Raw genomic sequence first — 14,899 nt, 5'->3', positions numbered from 1 at the left:
CGATGGATGACGAAAACTCGGATCGGCTAGTCGATCTGTCGAATCGTTTGACGCAGGCCCGCACCGAAATCGAGCGGGCCTGCGTCGCTGCGCGGAGGGAACCGAAGTCGGTGCGGCTCATCGCCGTCACCAAACACTTCCCCGCGTCCGACGTACGCCTTCTCGCGAGGCTCGGAGTGGCCGACGTCGGCGAGAATCGTGACCAGGAGGCCGCGGCGAAGGCCGCGGAGCTCGCGGCGGACTCGCCACCCGTCGACGTCCGTTGGCATTTCATAGGTCGTCTGCAGCGCAACAAGTGCCGCTCGGTCGCGCGGTACGCAGACTGGGTGCACTCGATCGATCGGGCGAGTCTGATCGCGCCGCTCGATCGCGCCCGAGTCGAAGTCGGTCGACCGCTGCCGGTGCTCATTCAGGTCAGTGTGGACGGTGATTCCGCACGCGGTGGTGCGACCGCCGCCGAGCTCGTTCCATTGGCGGAGGCGGTTCTCGCCAGCGAGACCCTGCGGCTGCGCGGCATCATGGGAGTGGCGCCGCTGGACTGGAAACCGGCGGACGCTTACGCCGAACTGGCCCGGCACGCGGCCACAATAGCCACAATGGAACCCTCGGCGACGGAACTGTCGGCGGGAATGAGCGGCGACTTCGCCGAGGCGATCGCGCAGGGGGCCACATTCATCCGATTGGGCTCGAAATTGCTCGGCCCACGAACAGAAGTCGGGTACCCTGGCGGCAAGTAGCTGAATGACAGCGGTGTAATTATCGTGAGAACTGGGCCGGGAGGGAGCAGGATTCCATGGGCGCAATGCGCAAGGCGGGTGTCTGGCTCGGCTTGATCGAGGACGACGAGGACCGTCAGTACGACGAGTACGACGACGCCGACGAGTTCGACGATCGCGCCGACCGCAATACTGGCAGCCATTCCCGAGTGCGGCGGCTGGACCGCGCGTCCGAACGGACGACGGTGCGGCAGTTCTCGAGGCCGTCGGCCTCGGTGACGTCGTTGACCAGGGACAACCTCGCGCTCGCCCCGGAGCCGCAGGTCCGGGACCGTCCTATGTTGGTGGACGACAGTCCTGAGTACCGCATCACGACGGTGCACCCGACGACGTACAACGAGGCGCGGACGGTCGGTGAGGCGTACCGCGACGGCACACCGGTGATCATGAATCTGTCGGAATTGGACGAATCCGACGCCAAACGCTTGGTGGACTTCGCGGCGGGGCTCGTTTTCGGGCTTCGTGGTAGTTTCGACCGCGTCACCAATCGGGTCTTCCTGTTGTCACCGGCCAACATCCAGGTGACGGCGGAAGACAAGGCGAAGATCGCCGAAGGCGGATTCTTCAATCAAAGCTAAGCGAGGGTTCGGGTAGTAGTGGTAATTCAGATCGCCTACCTGGTCGTTTTCGTGTTCTACATGTTCCTGCTGGCTCGTTTGGTGGCTGGCGCCGTCGTCCGTTTCTCACGGCATTGGCGGCCCGGCCACAACACCGCCGTGGCGCTCGAGGTCGTCTTTTCGGTCACTGATCCTCCTCTGAAAGGGTTGCGACGGATCCTCCCTCCGCTGCGCCTTGGTAATGTGGCTTTCGACCTTGCTTTCGTGGCGCTGTTCCTCATCGTGATCGTGCTCAGGATGTACCTGGCGATGCTGCTGTAGCGTCGCAAAGGCGGGTGGAGCAATCCACTGCGAGGCAGATACTGGCGGTCTTGGCAGTCCGTCACAAGAACGAGGAGTTTCGATGCCGCTGACCCCGGCCGATGTTCATAGCATTTCGTTTAAGAAGGCCCCGATTGGCAACCGTGGCTACAACGAAGACGAAGTGGACAACTTCCTCGATGAGGTCGAGCGCGAGCTCGAGCGTCTCATCGAGGTCAACAACAAGCTTCGCGCTCAGGTGGAGATGGGCGGTGGCGGTTCCTTCGGTGAAGACGCCGAGCTGCTCGCCGAGTTCGAGCGGCTTCAGCGCGAGAAGGCCAGCGCCGAGCAGGCCGCGCTCGCCCTGGAGGCCGAGCTCGAGGAGATGCGCCAGAACGCCCCCGCCGCCGCGGCGAACGCCGAAGGCGGCGAACAGCAGGCTCTGCGCCTGCTGATGGTGGCGCAGCGCACCGCCGACGACCACCTCGACAGCGCGCGGACCGAAGCCGACACCGTCCTCAAGGACGCGCGGACGCAGGCCGATGAGATGGTGACGCAGGCCCGGAACAAGGCGGAGACGCTGGAGCGGGAATCCCAGATGCGGCACCAGGAGATCATGGGCAACCTGGAGGCCAAGCGGGCCGCCCTGCACAAGCACATCGAGGAATTGAAGACCTTCGAGCGCCAGTATCGGACGCGCCTGAAGGCGTACCTGGAGAGCCAGCTTCGCGACCTGACCGGTCGCGGTGACGGCGTGATCGAGGTCGAGGCCGATGGCCCCGGCGAGATCTCGCAGCGCGGCGTCTCGGGTGCGTTGACGGGAGCGACGCCCTCGGGTGGTTTCGCCGTTCCGGCTCAGGCCGAAGCGGTTCGGTAGAACATCGCCGCGTAACCCAATCGCGGCTTCGACGTTGTACTAGTGGGCGCGCCGACGACCTCCCGGTCAGAGTCGGCGCGGTCCGACGGTCAACCGGTTGAACGTCGGCGGCTCGTCTGACGACAAGGACGCGGCCGTCGCCACCGGTCGGCGGAGGTCACCTTTGGTGACGTGATGTTCCGCCGTCGTACCGATGTCGCCCGTTCCCGCTCTTCGCGGCGGCGGGCGGCGTCCAGTCCTTTACAACGAGCGAACGGTGGGTTATCCATGATCGTCGGCAGTTTACTGCTCTTGGTTGCCGGAGCCGGCCTGCTGATCGCCGGACTCGTCAGCGGCAATGACTCATTGCTGATCGGCACCATCGTGGCGAGTCTCGTCGCCGCGGCCTGCCTGTACGCCGTGAACCGGGGCTCCGGCCCGTCGGATCAGCGCGCGAGTTCCGCTCGTCGTGACGATTCCGAGGCACCGTACGAATCCGATGAGCGGCTGAGCTCGCGTCGCGGTTACACCGACGACGACTACGGTCGCGGAGCCGAGGCCGAAGTGCCACGGTCGCGGCGTGCTTCGCGGTCGGAGCGCGTCGACATCGAGGTGGACACCGATGGCGTTCCCGCCGACGAGCCCTCCGAATCGCCCATGTCGAGCGTCGAGGCCGCGGCCTTGATGCGGATGGACACGGAGGTGATGGTCGTCGACGGTCGCCCCCGGTTCCATCTGGGCGGTTGTGTGCACCTCATGGGGCGCGACGTTGAACCGTTGCCGGCGTACGAGGCGGTGGAGTTGGGTTTCACGGCGTGTTCGCTGTGCAGACCCGCGCAGTCCCTGTTGCGTCAGCCGACCCGACACTGACGGCTTGGGCGGTTGGGCCCTGCGCTCTGTGGTGGTAGTGATCATTCCGACGGTGGTCGGTCTGTCGCACGGATGACCGTGCGGTGGGCGGCCACCGTCGTCGTGTGCGGCGTTCGCGCGGTGATGGCGAGTTCGTGTCGAGGTAGTGACCCTCGGTCGGGTCGTCCACAACGGCCGACAACGTCCACACGCGCTAGTCAGGGGCGATCATCGCTGCACGGCAGGGGTTCTCGTCGGCTCCGAATGGTCGTCGCGGGTGCCGTTCGGGGCTGTGTCCATTGCGCGTTGTGATTGCTTGTGTGACGAATGTGGCGTACCATAGTCGCTTAACCGCGCGGCGACCTGCCGCGCGAGCCCTTTGTTGGTGGTCGCGCGTGTGGCACCTCTGGCACCGTGCTGTCCCGACATCGGGGTGACAACGTACGTTCCCGCGCGCCGTGGGGGCGTCCCACGATCGGTGTTCCGTTCGCGCGGAGCCCGGTAGCCCACCGGTGTCACGATCCTCGGATCGCGGCTCCGTCAGCGGTGTTCGGAACCCACTTCCGCACACCTCAACGCCATTGGGGGTGCCCGATGCACGACGCGACGCATACGACGCGGTGTCTCGGGTGTCCGGGCGTCGTCCCGCCGTCCGGGTCGCGAGCGCGATCCGGCGGCGTTGTCTTGTCCACCGCCGACCCCTTTGAGAGCGCGCGATGACATCCACGAAGAAGAATACCGCCGACGCCATGAGCGACACGAAGGTGGCCGTCAAGAAACGGCCCGACGCCCCCGACGACGATCGGGCGACGTTGAGCGCCGACGAGATCGCCGAGATCCGAGAGGCGCTACAGGAACGCCTCATCGAGTTGCGCGCCGAGCATGAGGCCGCCGTGATCGGAATCAGCGAGATGCAGCGTGAACGGCTCGCCGATTCGGCGGGGGACGACCAGGTCGATTCGGGCACTAAAACCGTTGAGCGCGAACAGGAGATCAGCCTCGCCAACAGCGTCCGGGATCGGATGATTCAGGTGGAGCGGGCGTTGGAGCGACTTGACGAGGGTGACTATGGCATTTGCGAGAAGTGCAAGAAGCCCATCCCCGCGGCACGACTGGCCGCGTTCCCGTCGGCTACGCTCTGCGTGAACTGCAAGAGCCTTGAGGAGCGCCGCTGACGTCCGGTTGAACGGATCGATCGCGTCGGTCGCTCCTCGGCCCCCGGTTGAGGAGCGACGCTGAACACGGACAAGGACACCACCGCACCGCCAGAGTCGTNGCCGCGTACGCGCGGCGACCGGCGTTTGTTCGTGCTCTTCGGCGCGGTCGCCCTGGTTTCGATCGGCATCGATGTTGCGACGAAGGCGCTGGTGGTGGCGAACCTCGTGCCGGGGGAACCGGTCCGCCTGCTCGGCGGCGCGGTGTATCTGTCGCTGACGCGCAACAGCGGCGCGGCGTTCAGTTTCGCCAAGGACTTCACTCCCGTGCTGACCGTGCTCGCGACGGTCGTGACCATCGCGATCGTCTGGTACGCGTACCGCAAGCTCGGTAGTTGGCAGTGGGCGGTAGCGTTGGGGATGGTCGCAGGGGGAGCATGCGGGAACCTGATGGACCGTTTGTTCCGTCCGCCGGGGTTCATGGTCGGCCACGTCGTCGACTTCGTGAGCGTGTTCCACCCGTACGGCGGCTATTTCGCAATATTCAATATGGCCGATTCTTCGTTGGTGCTCGGCGTCATCTGGGTGATTCTGTTGGAGTTGACAGGGCGCGGCATCGACGGCACACGAATCGGTAAGACCAAACAGGACGATACCGGTGCAGCGTGAGCTTCGAGAGTTGCCAGTTCCCGACGGGCTCGACGGGGTTCGACTGGATCAGGTGATATCCCGGCTGTTCGGGCTGTCCCGGACGGTCGCGGCCGATCTGATCCTCGCGGATGAGGTCACCGTCGACGGCACCGCGTGTGCGAAGTCGACGCGAGCCACGGCGGGCGCGTGGTTGACGGTGTTGCTGCCGGAGCCTCCGACGGCTCCCGCGCCGCCGAAGCCCGAGCTGGTCGACGGACTCGAGGTCGTCTACGCCGACGAGGACATCGCCGTGGTGGACAAGCCGGTCGGTGTCGCGGCGCATCCGAGCCCCGGATGGACGGGCCCCACGGTGATCGCTGGTCTCGCGGCGGCCGGGCACCGGGTGAGCGTCCACGGTCCGGCGGAGCGCCAGGGCGTCGTTCATCGCCTGGACGTCGGCACGAGCGGGTTGATGGTGGTCGCCAAGAGCGAGCGCGCCTATTCCTTCCTGAAGCACGCCTTCAAGTACCGCGAGGTCGACAAGCGGTACCGCGCGGTGGTGCAGGGGCATCCCGACCCGTTGCGGGGCACGATCGACGCTCCGATCGACCGGCACCCGGCCTACGACTACAAGTGGGCGGTGCGCGCGGGTGGCCGTGCCAGCATCACGCACTACGACACGGTGGAGGCCTTCCCGGCCGCGAGCCTGGTCGACATTCACCTGGAGACGGGCCGTACTCACCAGATCCGGGTGCACTTCTCGGCGTTGAAGCATCCGTGCGTCGGGGATCTCACCTACGGCGCGGACCCGACGTTGGCGGCTAAGCTAGACCTCACCCGACAGTGGCTTCACGCCTACCGACTCGGGTTCACCCATCCCGGTACCGGTGAACCCGTCGAGTTCCGCAGCGACGACCCCGCCGATCTGGCACACGCGTTGAGCGTGCTGCGCGGCGAGTCCTGATCGCGGAATCAGCCGGACGGCGGATACCGAACCGGCGCGTGGTTGGAACGATTGCCTTTCCAGCTGATAGTTGAGCCGGTGGCTGCCTTCCGTAGCCTGTAGGGCAAACAGCCAACCGGCGCGGTTCTCCGCGCCTTCATCCCCGACACGAGGGAGGCGAGCGTGGTCCCCAGCGACGCTTGGTCCAATCGGCAGCCCGAGCCGGTGCCACGGTGGCGTACGTTGCTCGGACGTCGCCAGCGCGGTGAGGAATCCATGCCCGTCGATCCTGGTGTGGCTTATCCGCGCGCTGTCCCACCGCCTCAGCGGATGCCGAGCGCACCGCCACCGCCCCCGGCGCGTCAGGACCCGGCGCGTCATCCGGCTTTGCGTCGCCTGGGTACGAATCTCGGACAGTCGCGAGTGATCGCCTTCGTCAACCCGAAGGGCGGGGTCCATAAGACGACCGCGACGGTGTTGACGGCTGCGGCGATCGGCAGCGTCCGCAAGCAGGGCGTCATCGCGTGGGATGACAACGAACTGCGCGGCACGCTCGGTCTGCGCGCGGGAACCGCCCGGCACGCTCGGACGATTCGACATCTGGTGGCCGACATCGCCGAGGTGGAGGCGTCGGGGACTCAGCTGCGAGAGCGGGCCGACGACTATCTGCGGCACTCCTCGGACGGTTCCTTCGACGTGCTCGCCGGCGACGAGGATCCCAAACTGGCGCAGCGCCTGGAACCGGAGATGGTGCTGCGGGTTCTCGACATCCTGACGCGTACGCACGAGGTCGTGTGCATCGACACCGGCAACAACGTCGAGAGCCCGAACTGGAAGACGATCGTCTCGGCCGTCGATCAGCTCGTCGTCACGACGGTTCCGCGCGAGGACGCGGCCTTCGCCGCCGACTGGATGCTCGATCTCCTCGTCGAGGGTGGTTTCAGCGAACTCGTCTCGAACGCCGTGACGCTGTTGTCGTGCCCGACTCCGCGTCCCGGTCCGCTGCTGGACGACCTGTCGACGCACTTCGCGTCGCGGACCCGCGCGGTCGCGGTGGTGCCGTACGACCCGGCTCTCGAACCCGGTGCGGCGATTCAGTACTCGGAGCTGCGGGAGTCCACTCAGTACGCTTGGTTGTCGGCCGCGGAGCGCATCCTCGATCCGTTCTTGTGACGACCCGGAGCCGGGTGGCTCCGGGGAGTCGTTCGGTCGTCGGCCTTGCGGCGCCGTTGGCGCGCGCGTGCGATCATCGACAATTGTGAGCTTTCACGAGCCTTCCCACGAGGAACGGGACACGGTCCCGTTGCCCGCCGCGCACACGCGGCCCGACCAGTCGGGGACCGGTCCCGTTCCACCGTCGACGGGGGCGGAACCGTCTTCGGGTCGGGTCTGGTGGCGACCGCCGCCACGTGTTCCGACAACGCGGGAGGATCTGCGCGCCGCCGGGCTCGTGGTGCTCGCCCTGGCGCTCCTCGGTCTGCCGCTGGGCGTCCTGTGGCGGGTGTTGACGCCGCGGGTCGAGATGCTTCGCGTCGACGGTGGTTTCGTTCTGACGCAAGAGAACCCCGAACAGTACATGGCCGCGGACGGCGTGTTCATGCTGCTGACGGGCGGCGCCGGGATCATCGCCGCCGTGGTCGTGTGGTTCGCGCTGCGGGGGAGACGGGGGACGCTCGTCCTCGCGGGCTTGGCGATCGGGTCGATCGCCTCGACGGTCGTCGCCTGGCGCTTCGGGCGAATCGGGCGAGACGAGTACCAGGCAAGCATTGTGGACGATGAGGCCCTGTATCAGGTCGGTTGGCGCGTTTGGCGCGCACCGGAACTGCTCATGACCGACTTCGACGTCACGGACGCGTTCGCGAGTCTCGGTTCCGGTGACGTCGCGGGCATGTGGTCGCACCTGAGCCTCGGCGTGCTGGCGGCGATGGGCGTCGTCGCTGTGACGATCTACACGATGTGCGCCGCCTGGTCGCGTTTCACGTCGTTGCGCGGCCCGGATCCGTACGACACACCTCCCACGATCCGAAACGACGAGGCGAACCGAGACTGAGCCCGACTACCCTCGACACGTGCTGAAACGCATCGACCTTCGAGGAACGACCGAAGTCCCGCGCGAGCTGTTGCCGCGCGCCACGTTCGACGTCGCGGCGGCGCTGGAACAGATCCAGCCGCTGCTCGACGCGATCCGACACGATGGGGCGGAACCGATCCGCCGCATCACCGCAGAGCTCGACGGCGTCGAACTCGACGCGTTGCGGGTGCCCGCCGAGGCCCTCGCGGACGCCGAGGCCTCGCTAGACCCCGCGCTGCGCGCCGCGCTGTCGGAGGCCATCGATCGCGTTCGCACCGTCCATCAACCGCAACGTCGCGTCGACCTGACGACGGAACCCGCCGCGGGCGCGCGCGTCATCCAGCGCTTCATTCCCGTCTCACGTGTCGGCCTGTACGTGCCCGGCGGCCTCGCGGCCCTGGCGTCCAGTGTGGTCATGAACGTCGTTCCGGCGCAGATCGCGGGCGTTCCGAGCATCGCCGTCTCGTCGCCGCCGCAACGCGGCACCGGCCTGCCGGACGCCACGATCCTCGCGGTCTGCGCGATGCTCGGCGTCGCCGAGGTCTACGCCGTCGGCGGTCCCGCCGCTATCGGCATGTTCGCGTACGGGACCGACGAGTGCGTCCCCGTCGACATGATCACGGGGCCGGGCAACATCTTCGTCACCGCCGCGAAGCGGGCCGTGCGCGGTGCCGTCGGCATCGACGCCGAGGCCGGGACGACCGAGATCGCGGTGCTCGCCGACGACACGGCCGACCCGTCGCACGTCGCCGCCGACCTCATGTCCCAGGCCGAGCACGACCCGGAGGCCGCCAGCGTCCTCGTCACGAACTCGCCGACCCTCGTCGACGCGGTCGCCGACGAACTCGCCGTCCTCGTCGACAAGACCGAACACTCGCAGCGCGTGACCATCGCGCTGTCGGGGCCGCAATCGGGCGTCGTGCTCGTCGACGACCTGGAGCACGGGCTCGCGGTGGTCGACGCCTACGCCGCGGAGCACCTGGAGATCCAGACCCGCGACGCCCTGGACCTGGCGATGCGCGTGCGCAACGCGGGCGCCATCTTCGTCGGTCCCTACTCGCCGGTGTCCCTCGGCGACTACTGCGCGGGTTCCAACCACATCCTGCCGACGGCCGGGTGCGCCCGGCATTCGTCGGGACTGACGACGGACGCGTTCCTCAAGCGGGTCAACGTCATCGACTACAGCGCGGAGGCGCTCGCGGCCGTCGCCGACCACGTCGTGGCGATCGCGGAGGCCGAGCGCCTGCCCGCGCACGCCGCGGCGATCCGGGCGAGGTTCTGACCGCGTGAACATCATCGACACGCTGCTGCGCCCCGACCTGCGCGGACGCGAGCCCTACGGCGCTCCGCAACTGGACGTGGCCGTGCGGCTCAACACGAACGAGAACTCCTATCCGCTGCCGCCGGCCGTCGTCGCGTCCATCGAGAAGGCGGTGTCGGCGGTCGCGCCGCACCTCAACCGCTATCCCGATCGTGACGCCGTCAGGTTGCGCGCCGACATCGCCGATTACCTCGGGTACGGCCTCACCCCCGAGGCGGTGTGGGCGGCCAACGGCTCCAACGAGATCCTGCAGCAGCTCTCGCAGGCCTTCGCCGGTCCGGGACGGGTCGCCCTCGGCTTCACTCCCGCGTACTCGATGCACCCGATCATCACGACCGCCGTCGGTGGTGCCTGGATCGAGGGCAATCGCGATCGGCGTTTCGACCTGACCGTCGAGTCCGCGGTCGAGCAGGTCCTGCGGCATCGGCCCGACATCGTCTTCCTGTGTTCGCCGAACAACCCGACGGGGACCGCCCTCACCCCGGAGGTCGTCACCGCCGTCGTCGACGCCGCTCCCGGGCTGGTCGTCGTCGACGAGGCGTACGCCGAGTTCGCGCGCGCCGGGACGACCAGCGCGCTCGACCTGCTCGTCGGTCGCCCGAGACTGGTCGTCACCCGGACGATGAGCAAGGCCTTCGGGCTCGCGGGCGCCCGCGTCGGATACCTCGCGGCCGACCCGGCAGTCGTCGAGGCACTGCGCCTCGTTCGGCTGCCGTACCACCTGTCGACCGTGACGCAGGTGGTGGCGCGGGCCGCCTTGGAACACGCTCCGCTGCTGCTGGCGACGGTCGACGCGATCCGTGAACAGCGCGATCGGCTGGTGCGGGAACTCACCGGCCTCGGGCTGGACGTGGCTCCCAGTGACGCGAACTTCGTATTGTTCGGCGGGCTGTCCGATTCCTCCGGGGTGTGGCGATCGTTGGTCGATAGGGGAGTCCTGATCCGCGACGTCGGCATCCCGGGATGGCTGCGGGTCACCGCGGGCACCCCCGAGGAGACGGGCGAGTTCCTCGACGCGCTGAGAATAATCCTGAATGGAGAGTCGTGATGAGTCGGACCGGGAACGTCGAACGCGCCACCAACGAGACGAACGTGTCGGTGTGGCTCGACATCGACGGCGGTCAGGGGACGGTAGAGGTCTCGACGGGAGTCGGCTTCTTCGACCACATGCTCCACCAGCTCGGTAAGCACGGAGGGATGGACCTGGTCGTCCGGTGCGAGGGCGACCTGCACATCGACGCGCACCACACGATGGAGGACACCGCGATCGCCATCGGCGCCGCGTTTGACCAGGCGCTCGGCGACAAGGTCGGCATCCGCCGCTACGCGGACGCGTTGATTCCGATGGACGAGGTCCTGGCCCGCGCGGCCGTCGACCTGTCGGGCCGCCCGTACATGGTCCATGAGGAACCGTCCGACCTCGCGCCAATGATCGGCCCGGCGTATCCGACGAGCATGACGCGTCATATTTTTGAGTCCTTCGCACACCATGCCCGATTGACCCTGCATGTGAGCGTGCTGCGCGCGGCCAACCCCGGTCAGCGTCCGGACGCCCACCACGTGGTCGAGGCCCAGTTCAAGGCGCTGGCCCGGGCGTTGCGGTCCGCCTCGACCCGAGACGGTAGCCACGGTGTGCCCAGTACTAAGGGTGTGCTCTGAGTGGACGACATCTGGCCGATCGTGTTGATGGGCGCCGCCGGTCTCCTGGTGGGCGGCAGCTTCTCGATGTATAAACAGGACAGTAAACGGGCGGCGATCGTGCTCGGCGTTCTCGCCGCGATCGCCCTCGCCGGAGCGATTCTGTGGTGGTGGCCTTCATCGTGACGACTCCAACGGTCGCCATCCTCGACTATGGTTCCGGGAATCTGCGTTCCGCGGAACGAGCGCTTCTCCGCGCGGGTGCCGCCGTGGAGGTGACGTCGGACAGGGCCACGTGCGTTGCGGCCAACGGACTCGTCGTTCCCGGCGTCGGCGCCTTCGCGTCCTGTATGGATGGAATCGTGGCCGTCGGTGGCGATCGCGCGATCGCGCGTCGAGTTCGTGACGCCGCGCCGATCCTCGGGATCTGTGTCGGCGCTCAGGTCCTCTTCGAGAGCGGTCGCGAGCACGGCCAGACGACGCCCGGTCTCGGGGTCTTCGAGGGCGTGGTGGAGCGGCTGCGGGCCGATCGCGTGCCGCACATGGGCTGGAACACCGTCGCCGCGCCCACCGACCTGACGCTGTTCGACGGTGTCGATCCCGATGCGCGTTTCTACTTCGTGCATTCATACGCCGCCACCGGTCCCGTGCCGGGGGCGACCGTCGCGACGTGCGACCACGGCGGCCGTTTCATCGCCGCCATCAACAGGGGCGCGGTCTCGGCGACGCAGTTCCACCCCGAGAAGTCCGCCGACGCGGGGGCGGCCGTCCTCCGCAACTGGGTGAGGAGCCTGCGGTGAGCACCGTGACCTTGTTCCCCGCCGTCGACATCGTGGCAGGCAAGGCCGTGCAGCTGGTGCAGGGGGTGTCCGGCTCCGGCAAGGAGTACGGCGACCCGGTGGCCGCCGCGCGGCGCTGGCACGAGCAGGGGGCGCGTTGGCTGCACGTGGTCGACCTCGACGCCGCCTTCGGGCGTGGCGACAACGCGGCCGCGATCGCCGCGATCTCGGCGGCCGTCGACGTCCGGCTGGAGGTGTCCGGCGGAATCCGCGACGACGCGTCGCTGCGACGCGCGTTGGACGCGGGCGCGGCCCGCGTCAACATCGGCACCGCCGCCATCGAGAAACCACAGTGGTGTGACGCGGCGATCGCCGCCCATGGGGAGCGGATCGCGGTCGGTCTCGACGTGCGCGGCGACCGGCTCGCGGCCCACGGCTGGACGACCGACGGCGACGACCTGCTGCCGGTGCTGGCGAGGCTCGACGCCGCCGGGTGCGCGCGTTACGTCGTCACCGACGTGGCCTCCGACGGAATGCTCGCCGGCCCGAACCTCGACCTGTGGCGGCGGGTCGCCGATCACACCGACGCGCCGATCATCGCCAGCGGTGGAGTGACCACACTGGATGATCTGCGGGTCGTCGCGACGCTGCCGCAGGTGGAGGGCGTCATCGTCGGCACCGCCCTGTACGAGGGTCGATTCGGCGTTGCCGAGGCGCTCGGCGTCCTGGCGGAAGCCCGGTAAATCCGCGCTCGCGCGGACACAGCTACGGAGGAAACATGACCGTTGTGGAACGCATCGGCTCCGGCGGACCGTGGGAGCAGCTGTACGGCTACGCCCGCGCGGTGGTCGCCGGGGACTGGATCGTCACGTCCGGCTGCACCTCGACGGTCGACGGTGTCGTCGTGCATAAGGGAGACCCGTACGCGCAGGCCAAGGAGGCGTTCCGGATCGGCCTCGACTCGATCGTCGCCGCGGGCGGCGCGTTCGCCGACGTCGTGCGCACTCGCATGTACGTCACCGATCCCGCGTTCGCCGACGCGGTCGGCCGCGCACACGGTGAGCTGTTCGGGTTGATCCGGCCGGCGGCGACGCTGGTCGTCGTCGGGCGCCTGCTCGATCCGGACCAACTCGTCGAGGTCGAACTGGACGCCTACCGCCGTCGCGAGTCGGAGGACGGCTAGGGAGCGCGTTCGCCGCCGTGCGACCTCCAGGCGGCGCCTCGCGGCGTGGTCGGTGTGCCCGGACCGTCCCTGGCACGTCGGAGGCGTCGAACGTCGGCGCGCGTGTGAGCGCAGCCCTCTCGTGAACGCGGCCACCTGGGGCAGGTTCGCAACGGGTTTCCCGCCCGCGCCATGGGTCCGGTTCGGGTCGACGGATCGCGATCGTGTGGGGGAGACCGATCGGACGGCGTTGGCATCGCGCTGGCCGTCGGGCGTTCACGGCCGCATTTAATCCTAAATGGACCTTAATGCGCCCGACTGGCCGGGATTTGACACAATGACTCCAATCCCGTTCGCCCCCAAGGAGTCGGATGTTCGCCTTCCTCACCGGCGCCGGCCTGTCCGCCGCGGCCGGTCTCAACGCCTATATCCCGTTGCTCATCGTCGGCCTCATCTCGAGGTTCACCGACCAGCTGAGCCTTCCCGTCGGGTTCGGCTGGATGTCCCAGTGGTGGGTCCTCGCGATCGTCACGGTGCTGTTGGCGGTCGAGTTCGTCGTCGACAAGATCCCGGTCGTGGACCACGTGAACGACGTGATCCAGACGGTCGTTCGGCCCGTCTCGGGTGGGGCCGTCGCTGCAGCGTCGAGCGCGGCGGGACAGTGGGACGACGCGGTGAGTTCCGCCGTCACCACCTCGGTCGACCCGGTGCCGGGCGCGATCCTCGGTGGGCTGCTGGCATTGGCGGTGCACGCCGCGAAGGCCTTGCTGCGACCCGTCATCAACGTTGGCACGGCGGGACTGGGCGGCTCGACGGCGAGCGTGGCGGAGGACACGAGCTCCGTCGGGTTGAGTCTGCTCGCGATCTTCCTGCCGATACTCGTCGGCGTCGCGCTGCTGGTGATGCTGGTCGTCTTCGTGTGGCTGTGGCGGGTTCTGCGCCGACGCCGACGCGCGCGTGGCGCGCGAAAGGCCGAGGCGACGGCGTCGGTCGGTTGACGGCGCGCCCACTCGACGGGAATCGAGGCGACCGCGGTTGTTCGTGGTTCTACAGTGTGGGCATGTCGATCGCTGTGCGTGTCATTCCGTGTCTCGACGTCGACGCCGGTCGCGTCGTCAAGGGTGTCCAGTTCGCGGGCCTGCGGGATGTCGGCGACCCGGTCGAACTCGCGGCGGCCTACGGGGAGGCCGGGGCGGACGAGCTGACCTTCCTCGACGTCACCGCCTCGGTGGACGACCGCGACACCGTGTACGACGTGGTGCGACGCACCGCCGAGACGGTGTTCATCCCGTTGACCGTCGGCGGCGGCGTACGCAGTGTCTCCGATGTGGATAGATTGCTGCGGGCCGGCGCCGACAAGGTATCCGTCAACACCGCCGTGATCGAGCGCCCCGAACTGATCGGCGAGATCGCGCGACGCTTCGGCTCCCAGGTGCTCGTGATGTCGCTGGACGTCGCGCCGAATCCGGCGATGCCCAGCGGCTGGGGAGTGACGACGCACGGGGGGCGTCGTTTGACCGAGCTCGACGCCGTGGCGTGGGCCGCGACCGCCGCCGATCTCGGGGCGGGGGAGATCCTCGTCAACTCGATCGAGGCGGACGGTACCAAGCAGGGTTTCGACCTGCCGCTGATCGCCGCGATCCGCGCCGTCGTGACGGCCCCCGTGATCGCCAGCGGCGGTGCCGGAGCCGCCGAGCACTTCCCGCCCGCGATCGCCGCCGGAGCGGACGCGGTCCTCGCCGCAAGCGTATTCCACTTCGGACAATTGACGATTCCGCAGGTGAAGGACGAACTCGCCGAAGCCGGGTATCCGGTGCGCCGGTGAGCATCCGGCGTGGTCGACACGGTGTGCCACGATCAACC

The 14,899-nt window shown here is 68.0% G+C and carries 19 protein-coding genes; all 19 read left to right on the top strand.

Annotated features, from left to right (window positions below):
* The first annotated feature begins 2 nt into the window (after positions 1 to 2).
* The 19 genes from ACM9NP_RS04340 to hisF all read left to right on the top strand — a co-directional run bounded on the left by ACM9NP_RS04340 (position 3) and on the right by hisF (position 14,861).
* Positions 3 to 737, top strand: a complete 735-nt coding sequence (locus ACM9NP_RS04340; protein WP_415645258.1) for a YggS family pyridoxal phosphate-dependent enzyme — start codon at positions 3 to 5, stop codon at positions 735 to 737.
* A 56-nt stretch (positions 738 to 793) separates the two neighbouring features.
* Positions 794 to 1,354 (top strand): cell division protein SepF, encoded by a 561-nt coding sequence (locus ACM9NP_RS04335; RefSeq protein WP_415645257.1) that lies wholly within the window; start codon positions 794 to 796, stop codon positions 1,352 to 1,354.
* 18 nt (positions 1,355 to 1,372) lie between these two features.
* A complete protein-coding gene (locus ACM9NP_RS04330; protein ID WP_415645256.1) occupies positions 1,373 to 1,654 on the top strand; it encodes a YggT family protein in 282 nt (93 codons plus the stop codon).
* 82 nt (positions 1,655 to 1,736) lie between these two features.
* The gene (locus ACM9NP_RS04325) at positions 1,737 to 2,510 is read left to right on the top strand and encodes a DivIVA domain-containing protein (RefSeq protein WP_415645255.1); all 774 of its coding nucleotides are present in this window, start codon (positions 1,737 to 1,739) and stop codon (positions 2,508 to 2,510) included.
* Positions 2,511 to 2,777: 267 nt separating this feature from the next.
* On the top strand, positions 2,778 to 3,359 hold the full coding sequence (locus tag ACM9NP_RS04320) for a hypothetical protein (RefSeq protein ID WP_415645254.1): 582 nt from the start codon (positions 2,778 to 2,780) through the stop codon (positions 3,357 to 3,359).
* A 728-nt stretch (positions 3,360 to 4,087) separates the two neighbouring features.
* Positions 4,088 to 4,513: a TraR/DksA family transcriptional regulator gene (locus ACM9NP_RS04315; RefSeq protein WP_415645253.1), complete on the top strand. Its 426-nt coding sequence runs from the start codon at positions 4,088 to 4,090 to the stop codon at positions 4,511 to 4,513.
* Positions 4,514 to 4,645: 132 nt separating this feature from the next.
* On the top strand, positions 4,646 to 5,161 hold the full coding sequence (lspA, locus tag ACM9NP_RS04310) for a signal peptidase II (RefSeq protein ID WP_415645311.1): 516 nt from the start codon (positions 4,646 to 4,648) through the stop codon (positions 5,159 to 5,161).
* Complete coding sequence (locus tag ACM9NP_RS04305) at positions 5,151 to 6,086, top strand: RluA family pseudouridine synthase (protein WP_415645252.1); 936 nt, start codon at positions 5,151 to 5,153, stop codon at positions 6,084 to 6,086. The genes lspA and ACM9NP_RS04305 overlap by 11 nt, the downstream gene beginning before the upstream one ends.
* A gap of 309 nt (positions 6,087 to 6,395) precedes the next feature.
* A complete protein-coding gene (locus tag ACM9NP_RS04300; RefSeq protein ID WP_415645251.1) occupies positions 6,396 to 7,238 on the top strand; it encodes a MinD/ParA family ATP-binding protein in 843 nt (280 codons plus the stop codon).
* Positions 7,239 to 7,323: 85 nt separating this feature from the next.
* Positions 7,324 to 8,115 (top strand): hypothetical protein, encoded by a 792-nt coding sequence (locus ACM9NP_RS04295; protein WP_415645250.1) that lies wholly within the window; start codon positions 7,324 to 7,326, stop codon positions 8,113 to 8,115.
* A gap of 19 nt (positions 8,116 to 8,134) precedes the next feature.
* Positions 8,135 to 9,418 carry a histidinol dehydrogenase gene (gene hisD, locus ACM9NP_RS04290; RefSeq protein WP_415645249.1) on the top strand — a complete coding sequence of 428 codons (1,284 nt, stop codon included), beginning with the start codon at positions 8,135 to 8,137 and terminating at the stop codon, positions 9,416 to 9,418.
* Positions 9,419 to 9,422: 4 nt separating this feature from the next.
* Entirely contained in the window at positions 9,423 to 10,505 is a 1,083-nt protein-coding gene (locus ACM9NP_RS04285) for a histidinol-phosphate transaminase (RefSeq protein WP_415645248.1), read from the top strand.
* The gene (hisB, locus tag ACM9NP_RS04280; protein ID WP_415645247.1) at positions 10,505 to 11,116 is read left to right on the top strand and encodes an imidazoleglycerol-phosphate dehydratase HisB; all 612 of its coding nucleotides are present in this window, start codon (positions 10,505 to 10,507) and stop codon (positions 11,114 to 11,116) included. Before ACM9NP_RS04285 ends, hisB begins: the two co-directional genes overlap by 1 nt.
* On the top strand, positions 11,117 to 11,281 hold the full coding sequence (locus tag ACM9NP_RS04275) for a hypothetical protein (RefSeq protein ID WP_415645246.1): 165 nt from the start codon (positions 11,117 to 11,119) through the stop codon (positions 11,279 to 11,281). It abuts the gene before it with no gap.
* Positions 11,278 to 11,895 carry an imidazole glycerol phosphate synthase subunit HisH gene (gene hisH / locus ACM9NP_RS04270; RefSeq protein WP_415645245.1) on the top strand — a complete coding sequence of 206 codons (618 nt, stop codon included), beginning with the start codon at positions 11,278 to 11,280 and terminating at the stop codon, positions 11,893 to 11,895. Before ACM9NP_RS04275 ends, hisH begins: the two co-directional genes overlap by 4 nt.
* A complete protein-coding gene (priA, locus tag ACM9NP_RS04265; RefSeq protein WP_415645244.1) occupies positions 11,892 to 12,617 on the top strand; it encodes a bifunctional 1-(5-phosphoribosyl)-5-((5-phosphoribosylamino)methylideneamino)imidazole-4-carboxamide isomerase/phosphoribosylanthranilate isomerase PriA in 726 nt (241 codons plus the stop codon). The genes hisH and priA overlap by 4 nt, the downstream gene beginning before the upstream one ends.
* Positions 12,618 to 12,652: 35 nt before the next feature.
* A complete protein-coding gene (locus tag ACM9NP_RS04260; protein ID WP_415645243.1) occupies positions 12,653 to 13,057 on the top strand; it encodes a RidA family protein in 405 nt (134 codons plus the stop codon).
* A gap of 350 nt (positions 13,058 to 13,407) precedes the next feature.
* Positions 13,408 to 14,034: a DUF4126 domain-containing protein gene (locus tag ACM9NP_RS04255; RefSeq protein ID WP_415645242.1), complete on the top strand. Its 627-nt coding sequence runs from the start codon at positions 13,408 to 13,410 to the stop codon at positions 14,032 to 14,034.
* 62 nt (positions 14,035 to 14,096) lie between these two features.
* Positions 14,097 to 14,861 (top strand): imidazole glycerol phosphate synthase subunit HisF, encoded by a 765-nt coding sequence (gene hisF / locus ACM9NP_RS04250; RefSeq protein WP_415645241.1) that lies wholly within the window; start codon positions 14,097 to 14,099, stop codon positions 14,859 to 14,861.
* Positions 14,862 to 14,899: the final 38 nt, after the last annotated feature.

This window comes from Stackebrandtia soli (genome assembly GCF_965137155.1).
Lineage (GTDB): Bacteria > Actinomycetota > Actinomycetes > Mycobacteriales > Micromonosporaceae > Stackebrandtia > Stackebrandtia soli.
Note: the sequence above shows the minus strand (reverse complement) of the source record. Positions and strands in the feature narration are given on the sequence as shown.

Excerpts from the sequence above, each read along its gene's own strand:
- hisB (WP_415645247.1), top strand. The coding sequence starts at position 10,505 with ATGAGTCGGACCGGGAACGTCGAACGCGCCACCAACGAGACGAACGTG.
- ACM9NP_RS04320 (WP_415645254.1), top strand. The coding sequence starts at position 2,778 with ATGATCGTCGGCAGTTTACTGCTCTTGGTTGCCGGAGCCGGCCTGCTG.
- ACM9NP_RS04255 (WP_415645242.1), top strand. The coding sequence starts at position 13,408 with ATGTTCGCCTTCCTCACCGGCGCCGGCCTGTCCGCCGCGGCCGGTCTC.
- ACM9NP_RS04315 (WP_415645253.1), top strand. The coding sequence starts at position 4,088 with ATGAGCGACACGAAGGTGGCCGTCAAGAAACGGCCCGACGCCCCCGAC.
- ACM9NP_RS04300 (WP_415645251.1), top strand. The coding sequence starts at position 6,396 with ATGCCGAGCGCACCGCCACCGCCCCCGGCGCGTCAGGACCCGGCGCGT.
- ACM9NP_RS04340 (WP_415645258.1), top strand. The coding sequence starts at position 3 with ATGGATGACGAAAACTCGGATCGGCTAGTCGATCTGTCGAATCGTTTG.
- ACM9NP_RS04335 (WP_415645257.1), top strand. The coding sequence starts at position 794 with ATGGGCGCAATGCGCAAGGCGGGTGTCTGGCTCGGCTTGATCGAGGAC.
- hisF (WP_415645241.1), top strand. The coding sequence starts at position 14,097 with ATGTCGATCGCTGTGCGTGTCATTCCGTGTCTCGACGTCGACGCCGGT.
- ACM9NP_RS04260 (WP_415645243.1), top strand. The coding sequence starts at position 12,653 with ATGACCGTTGTGGAACGCATCGGCTCCGGCGGACCGTGGGAGCAGCTG.
- ACM9NP_RS04325 (WP_415645255.1), top strand. The coding sequence starts at position 1,737 with ATGCCGCTGACCCCGGCCGATGTTCATAGCATTTCGTTTAAGAAGGCC.